Consider the following 5964-nt stretch of genomic DNA (forward strand, 5'->3'; position numbering starts at 1 on the left):
CTGCCCGAAATTCCCGATCCCGAGGATGCAGGCGAAGATGACTCCGGCGCGGGCTGGGACCCGTTTGAAGACGATCTGATCTGACCAACAACACAAACACCGAAAGGAAGACACAATGTTCAAGGGACTTGGCGGCCTTGGCGATATGGGCAAGATGATGAAGGCAGCCCAGGACATGCAGACGAAGATGACCGCGCTGCAAGAGGAGCTGACCACAATCACCGTGACCGGCGAGAGCGGCGCAGGCATGGTTTCGGCCACTGCGACAGCCAAAGGTGAGTTGACCGGCCTGTCCATCGATCCGTCGATCTTCAACGCCGATGACAAGGAAATGGTCGAAGACCTGATCCTTGCCGCGATCAAGGACGCGCAGGGCAAAGCACAGGAACGCACCCAGCAGGAAATGCAGAAAATGCAGGAAAGCATGGGCCTGCCCGCAGATATGAAACTGCCGTTCTGATCATGGGGCGGGGCGCGACTGCAGGGGCGCGGGCATGACGAAGCCGTCCAGTGCGATCGAAACGTTGATCGACATGATGGCCCGCCTACCCGGTCTTGGCCCCCGTTCGGCCCGCCGGGCGGTGCTGTATTTGGTGCGCAAGCGCGGGCAACTGCTCGGTCCGCTTGCCGCAGCCATGGCCGAGGTGGCCCAAACCGCCCGAGAATGCGTCAGTTGCGGCAACATCACCACCGGCGAGCTTTGTCCGATCTGTACAGACCCTCGTCGGCAAAACGGCATGTTATGCGTCGTCGAAGACGTGGGTGATCTTTGGGCGATGGAACGCACCGGCGCGTTCGTGGGCCGCTATCACGTTCTTGGCGGCACGTTGTCAGCCTTGGACGATGTCGGGCCCGAAGAACTTGGCTTGCCGCGCCTTGAACGCCGGATCACCGATGAAAACGTCACCGAAGTGATCCTTGCGCTCAACACCACGATGGACGGACTGACCACAGCGCACTACGTGGCTGACCTTTTGGAAGGCCGGGTGCGGATCACGTCGCTGGCGCAGGGTGTTCCCGTGGGCGGCGAGTTGGACTACCTTGACGATGGCACCATTGGCGCAGCCCTGAAAGCGCGCCGCGATCTGTAGTTGGTTCGGGCCGCCTAGCCCGGCCAACTTGCGTAGCGAATTTGACGCAACTCGGCGCTGCGAATGCGCCGCTCGATACGCCATCGTTCGTTGCTCAAGCGCGAATAGCTGACGGCATCATCTTCAGAGAGCCGGATCATCCACCGCTCCACATCCCATAAATCCCGGCGCAGGTCGCGGATGTACCGCTCATAATACCACCACTCAGCCCCATGGTTGAACGCGGGGCGCATGGCGGACAGTTGCGTTGCACTGCAATAGGGGGCGATGCTGCTGCCGCGCCGACCGACAAGATAAGCTGACGCAGGGGTGCAGTATTGCTCAAGCCCCTTGGTGCGCCCAGCCTTCCAAGCCGGAAGGTCAGGTGTGACACCGACCTTAGCGCAGGCTTTGCCGTGCTTTTGGATGTAGTCGGGCGCGCGCCCTTTGGTTCCATCAACAAACCCAACTTGGCGCCAATCGCCTGCAACGCAGTCTTCTTTGGAAATGCTGGCGCAACTTGACAAAACAAGCACGCCAGCAAAAACCGCCAATATCCGCATCCACACGCCCATATGCGCCGCTCCCTCGTTCGCCGCCCTCAGGCTATCGCAAGACGACCCTTGGGTCAGCAAACAAACAGGCGCCAGGATCAGTCGCGCGGATCGACCCCGTCGCGTGGGTCATCGTCATTCTTTTCTTCGTCGTCATCAGACGCATCAGGCAAGTTGAAGAAGCTGTCCGCATCGACCTTGTCGTCGCTGTTATCGTACTTGTTCTCGCTGAGCGTGAAGGTTTCCAGACCAGAGATCGCAGTTGGGATCTTTGGCTCGATATCCATTTCCAGCGATTGTTCGGTCGACACCAGACGGCGGCGTTCATCGTCGGTCATGACAACGCCTTCGCGCGCCTTCTTGGCTGCGGCTTTCTGAACCGCTGCGTCCAATTCGGACTGGCGGCACAGACCCAGCGCAACAGGATCGATCGGCGTGATGTTCGAGATGTTCCAGTGCGTCCGCTCGCGGATCGACTGGATCGTCGGCTTTGTGGTGCCGACAAGCTTGCTGATCTGACTGTCCGCAAGTTCAGGGTGGAATTTGACCAACCACAGAATAGACGCCGGACGATCCTGACGTTTGCTGAGCGGCGTGTAGCGCGGACCGCGCCGCTTGTCTTCGCCAGATGCCGCCGGGTTGTGCTTCAGCTTCATGCGGTAAATCGGGTTGCTTTCGGCCTTGTCGATTTCAGCCTGATCAAGCTGATTGTTGGCGATGGGATCGAACCCCTTCACCCCGGCAGCAACATCGCCATCGGCAATGCCCTGTACTTCCAGTTCATGAAAGCCACAAAAATCGGCGATCTGTTTGAAGTTCAGCGTGGTGTTGTCCACAAGCCAAACGGCGGTTGCCTTGGCCATAATCGGCTTGCCCTGCATCTCTCAACTCCTGTGTCTGCGCGCGCGGCGGAAAATCCGCAAATCTCACCCGTGCCGTGAAATCGGCTGCACCGGGCTGGCGCGTCTTCTCGATTTTGGGAAGATGGGCAGGTTATAGTGGGTCGGACAAGTAGAGGAAAGAGAAAATGCAAATCATGCAGGCACTGCTGCTGACACTTGGGGCAATGACGATGATGTCCCTGACCGCACGCGCAGATGAGGCCGGGGATTTCGACTATTACGTGCTTGCACTTTCATGGTCCCCCAGTTGGTGCGCTCGCGAAGGCGATGATCGCGAAGCCGATCAATGCGAAGCGCACCATGATTACGGGTGGGTCCTGCACGGGCTGTGGCCACAATACGAATATGGCTGGCCCGAAAACTGCCCGACGACCAAAGCTGCCCCCACCCGCCGCCAGAATGATGCGATGGTCGACATTCAGGGCTCTGGCGGATTGGCCGCGTATCAGTGGCGCAAACATGGACGCTGCACAGGATTGTCGGGGCGGGATTATCACGCGCTGGCACGAGTCGCTTATGAAAGCGTGAATCGGCCCGACGTGCTGCGCCGCCTAACCGACCCGGTGCGCCTGCCCGCCAGTGTCATCGAAGACGCGTTTCTGGAAGTGAACCCCGATTGGACAGCCGACATGCTGACGATCACCTGCCGGGATGGCGCCATCGCAGAGGCGCGGCTGTGTCTGACCCGCGATCTAGACCCGCGCGTCTGTGCCGCCGACACGGTTCGTGATTGCACCTTGGATCGCGCCATGTTCCCGCCGATCAGGTAGTCGGATAATTGTCTGGCGCGGGGTCAGACGCCGTGTGCGTCCCGGCTGTCGGCCGGGGCCTGCGCACGGTCAAACATGCCGTAATCGCGGATGATCCCGGCCACACGCAGCCTGTAATCGGCAAAGAAATCCGACCGGCCTTTGGCTTGAGCGCCGCGATGGGCAGTCAGCGTGCGCCACCGGGTCAGCGCCGCCTCGTCCTCCCAAAAGGACAGCGACAGAACCTTGCCCGGCGTCGTCAGGCTTTCAAACCGCTCGATGGAGATGAATCCCTCCATTGCTGTCAGGTGCGCCCGCATCTTCGCCGCCATATCGAGATAGGCATCACGCTGCCCTTCGGCTACATCTACTTCGAAGATGACCGCGATCATTCTGGCTGCAGAATACGGCCAAGCGGGCGACCGGCCACAAGATGCACGTGCATGTGGGGAACCTCCTGAATGGCGTCCTCGCCCGCATTGGAAATCAGGCGAAAGCCCCCGCCCGCTTCGCTGGGTTGCGCACCGACTTTGCGGGCCACTTCCCCCACTGTACGTGTGAAATCCACGATCTCATCATCCGACGCGGCTAGGGCAAAGTGATCATAGGTGGCATAGGGGCCCTTTGGGATCACCAGCACATGATCCGGTGCCTGCGGGGTGATATCACGAAAGGCCAGCGTATGCGCCGTTTCCAACACCGTATCATTGGGAATCTCGCCGCGCAGGATCTTGGCGAAAATGTTCTGGTCGTCATACGCAAATGCCATGGGATGTGCCCTTCTCTTCCGTGTGTCTTAGCCGCATGTCGCGGCGCACTGCCTTGATTGTCAAGCCGCTTTGCCGCTGTCGGTCTTGTCCGGAAACGCACACAGGTCGCGAATGATGCAGACCCCGCAAACCGGCTTGCGGGCCTTGCAGATGTACCGCCCGTGCAGGATCAGCCAGTGATGGGCGTGGCGCTGAAATTCCACCGGGACCTGATCTTCGATCGCGCGTTCCACGGCATCCACATCGCGCCCCGGACACAGGCCGGTGCGGTTGCCCACCCGAAAGATATGGGTGTCCACCGCCTGTGCCGGATGCCCCCACCACATGGACAAAACCACATTCGCCGTCTTGCGACCAACCCCCGGCAGCGATTGCAACGCTGCGCGCGACGAGGGCACCTGACCGCCAAACTGATCTACCAAGATCTGGCTCAGTTTGATCACGTTCTTCGCCTTGTTGCGATACAGGCCAATGGTTTTGATATGCTCGATGACGCCTTCCTCGCCGAGATCCAGCATCTTTTGCGGCGTGTCAGCGATGGCAAACAGCGCGCGCGTGGCCTTGTTCACGCCCACATCTGTTGCCTGCGCCGACAGCGCGACGGCAACCACAAGTGTGTAAGCGTTGACATGTTCCAATTCGCCCTTGGGTTCCGGTTCATGGTCTGCAAAGCGTTCGAATGCCGCGCGCACGGTGGCGTAATCGGCTTGCGGTGACATTGGCGTCGCCGAAGGGGCACCGGGGGCTGGATCTTTGGCCGTTTTGCGCCGGGGTTTTGCCTTGCGAGCCGGGCGTACCGGTGCAGCAGGTTGCGCAAGTTCCGGGTCGCTTTCGGGTCCTGCCGCGTCTAAATCTTCTGCCATGAACACTCCTCAAAACCCGGGCGGGGATCCCGCCGACAGCTTGTATCACTACCAGATCATCGCGCGGGCAATCCGGGCGATAGACGATGCGGGCAGCGCACCGCTGCCCCTCGCTGATCTTGCCCATAGCTTGCACATGTCACCCGCGCATTTCCAGCGCGTCTTCTCGCAATGGGCAGGGGTTTCGCCCAAACGCTATCAGCAATACCTCACACTGGGTCAGGCCAAGGCGATGCTTGCCGAGCACGGCAAGACACTTGCCGCAACGAATGAGTTGGGGTTGAGCAGTCAAAGCCGCCTCCATGATCTGTTTCTGCGTTGGGAAGCCATGTCACCGGGCGAGTATGCGCGCGGCGGCGAATGCCTGACCATCGCCTGCGCCCAATGCGACACACCGTTTGGCCCCGCTATTGCAATGGCCACCGACAAGGGCCTGTGCGGTCTGGCTTTTGCCGCGGAAACAGGCATTGACGCTGCACGCGATGATCTGACCTCTCGCTGGCCTCGTGCCACCTTCACCGGCGACCCTGACGGGCGTGTGGCGGCGCTGACGGCGCAGGCTATGGACGGCGGCCGCGCCCAACTGCACCTGATTGGCGCCCCGTTTCAGATCAAGGTTTGGGAGGCGCTGATGCAAATTCCCAGCGGGACCGTGACGACCTATTCCGACATCGCCGCGCACGTCTGCACCCCGCGCGCCAGCCGCGCTGTCGGCACTGCCGTGGGGCGAAACCCCGTCAGTTTCCTGATCCCGTGCCACCGGGTCTTGCGAAAGGATGGGGCGCTTGGCGGGTATCATTGGGGCCTTCCAGTGAAACGGGCGATGCTGGCATGGGAAAGCGCGCGGCGCGACGCCGGGTCGGACGGGCCAAAAGCCGCCGATCTCGCAGAGCAGTGACTGGCCATTGCTGTGCGGACCATGACATATTGGCCAAAACAATGCTGAGGCAAATACCATGATCCGATCTACTGCCCTTGTCGCAATATCCGGCCTTGTGCTGGCATCCTGCGCGCCCACCTATAATGGCTCGTCTTCGGGCGGAAACCAAAACACGA

The 5964-nt window shown here is 60.6% G+C and carries 9 protein-coding genes; 4 read left to right on the plus strand and 5 right to left on the minus strand.

Annotated elements, in window-relative coordinates; all coding sequences use genetic code 11:
- The first annotated feature begins 115 nt into the window (after positions 1-115).
- Both E2L05_RS20185 and recR read left to right on the plus strand, forming a co-directional pair.
- The gene (locus E2L05_RS20185; RefSeq protein WP_133344806.1) at positions 116-460 is read left to right on the plus strand and encodes a YbaB/EbfC family nucleoid-associated protein; all 345 of its coding nucleotides are present in this window, start codon (positions 116-118) and stop codon (positions 458-460) included.
- Positions 461-494: 34 nt separating this feature from the next.
- A complete protein-coding gene (gene recR, locus E2L05_RS20190) occupies positions 495-1091 on the plus strand; it encodes a recombination mediator RecR (RefSeq protein WP_133344808.1) in 597 nt (198 codons plus the stop codon).
- Positions 1092-1105: 14 nt separating this feature from the next.
- Here the strand turns inward: recR and E2L05_RS20195 are convergent, their stop codons facing one another.
- Complete coding sequence (locus tag E2L05_RS20195) at positions 1106-1645, minus strand: DUF2799 domain-containing protein (RefSeq protein ID WP_133344810.1); 540 nt, start codon at positions 1643-1645, stop codon at positions 1106-1108.
- A 77-nt stretch (positions 1646-1722) separates the two neighbouring features.
- Positions 1723-2505 carry a DUF1013 domain-containing protein gene (locus E2L05_RS20200; protein ID WP_133344812.1) on the minus strand — a complete coding sequence of 261 codons (783 nt, stop codon included), beginning with the start codon at positions 2503-2505 and terminating at the stop codon, positions 1723-1725.
- A gap of 146 nt (positions 2506-2651) precedes the next feature.
- Here E2L05_RS20200 and E2L05_RS20205 point away from each other — a divergent pair, with 146 nt between their 5' ends.
- Positions 2652-3296, plus strand: coding sequence for a ribonuclease T2 family protein (locus tag E2L05_RS20205; RefSeq protein WP_133344814.1), 645 nt, complete (start codon positions 2652-2654; stop codon positions 3294-3296).
- Between the two features lie 23 nt (positions 3297-3319).
- Here the strand turns inward: E2L05_RS20205 and E2L05_RS20210 are convergent, their stop codons facing one another.
- Genes E2L05_RS20210 through nth form a run of 3 tightly spaced genes read right to left on the minus strand, consistent with a single transcriptional unit; the run spans position 3320 to position 4764 of the window.
- Positions 3320-3667, minus strand: coding sequence for an antibiotic biosynthesis monooxygenase family protein (locus E2L05_RS20210; protein ID WP_133344816.1), 348 nt, complete (start codon positions 3665-3667; stop codon positions 3320-3322).
- On the minus strand, positions 3664-4044 hold the full coding sequence (locus tag E2L05_RS20215; RefSeq protein ID WP_133344818.1) for an HIT domain-containing protein: 381 nt from the start codon (positions 4042-4044) through the stop codon (positions 3664-3666). The genes E2L05_RS20210 and E2L05_RS20215 overlap by 4 nt, the downstream gene beginning before the upstream one ends.
- Before the next feature lie 60 nt (positions 4045-4104).
- Positions 4105-4764 (minus strand): endonuclease III, encoded by a 660-nt coding sequence (gene nth, locus E2L05_RS20220; protein ID WP_133344822.1) that lies wholly within the window; start codon positions 4762-4764, stop codon positions 4105-4107.
- A 142-nt stretch (positions 4765-4906) separates the two neighbouring features.
- Between nth and E2L05_RS20225 the strand changes: the two genes are divergently transcribed.
- Complete coding sequence (locus tag E2L05_RS20225) at positions 4907-5806, plus strand: methylated-DNA--[protein]-cysteine S-methyltransferase (protein WP_133344820.1); 900 nt, start codon at positions 4907-4909, stop codon at positions 5804-5806.
- The last annotated feature ends 158 nt before the right edge of the window (positions 5807-5964 follow it).

The sequence above is a fragment of the Meridianimarinicoccus aquatilis genome, from assembly GCF_004358675.1.
Classification (GTDB): Bacteria; Pseudomonadota; Alphaproteobacteria; order Rhodobacterales; family Rhodobacteraceae; genus Meridianimarinicoccus; species Meridianimarinicoccus aquatilis.

Bases quoted from the DNA above. Each gene is read 5' to 3' on its own strand.
- nth (WP_133344822.1), bottom strand. From the start codon at position 4,764: ATGTCACCGCAAGCCGATTACGCCACCGTGCGCGCGGCATTCGAACGC.
- E2L05_RS20200 (WP_133344812.1), bottom strand. From the start codon at position 2,505: ATGCAGGGCAAGCCGATTATGGCCAAGGCAACCGCCGTTTGGCTTGTG.
- E2L05_RS20195 (WP_133344810.1), bottom strand. From the start codon at position 1,645: ATGGGCGTGTGGATGCGGATATTGGCGGTTTTTGCTGGCGTGCTTGTT.
- E2L05_RS20225 (WP_133344820.1), top strand. From the start codon at position 4,907: ATGAACACTCCTCAAAACCCGGGCGGGGATCCCGCCGACAGCTTGTAT.
- E2L05_RS20215 (WP_133344818.1), bottom strand. From the start codon at position 4,044: ATGGCATTTGCGTATGACGACCAGAACATTTTCGCCAAGATCCTGCGC.
- E2L05_RS20185 (WP_133344806.1), top strand. From the start codon at position 116: ATGTTCAAGGGACTTGGCGGCCTTGGCGATATGGGCAAGATGATGAAG.
- recR (WP_133344808.1), top strand. From the start codon at position 495: ATGACGAAGCCGTCCAGTGCGATCGAAACGTTGATCGACATGATGGCC.
- E2L05_RS20210 (WP_133344816.1), bottom strand. From the start codon at position 3,667: ATGATCGCGGTCATCTTCGAAGTAGATGTAGCCGAAGGGCAGCGTGAT.
- E2L05_RS20205 (WP_133344814.1), top strand. From the start codon at position 2,652: ATGCAAATCATGCAGGCACTGCTGCTGACACTTGGGGCAATGACGATG.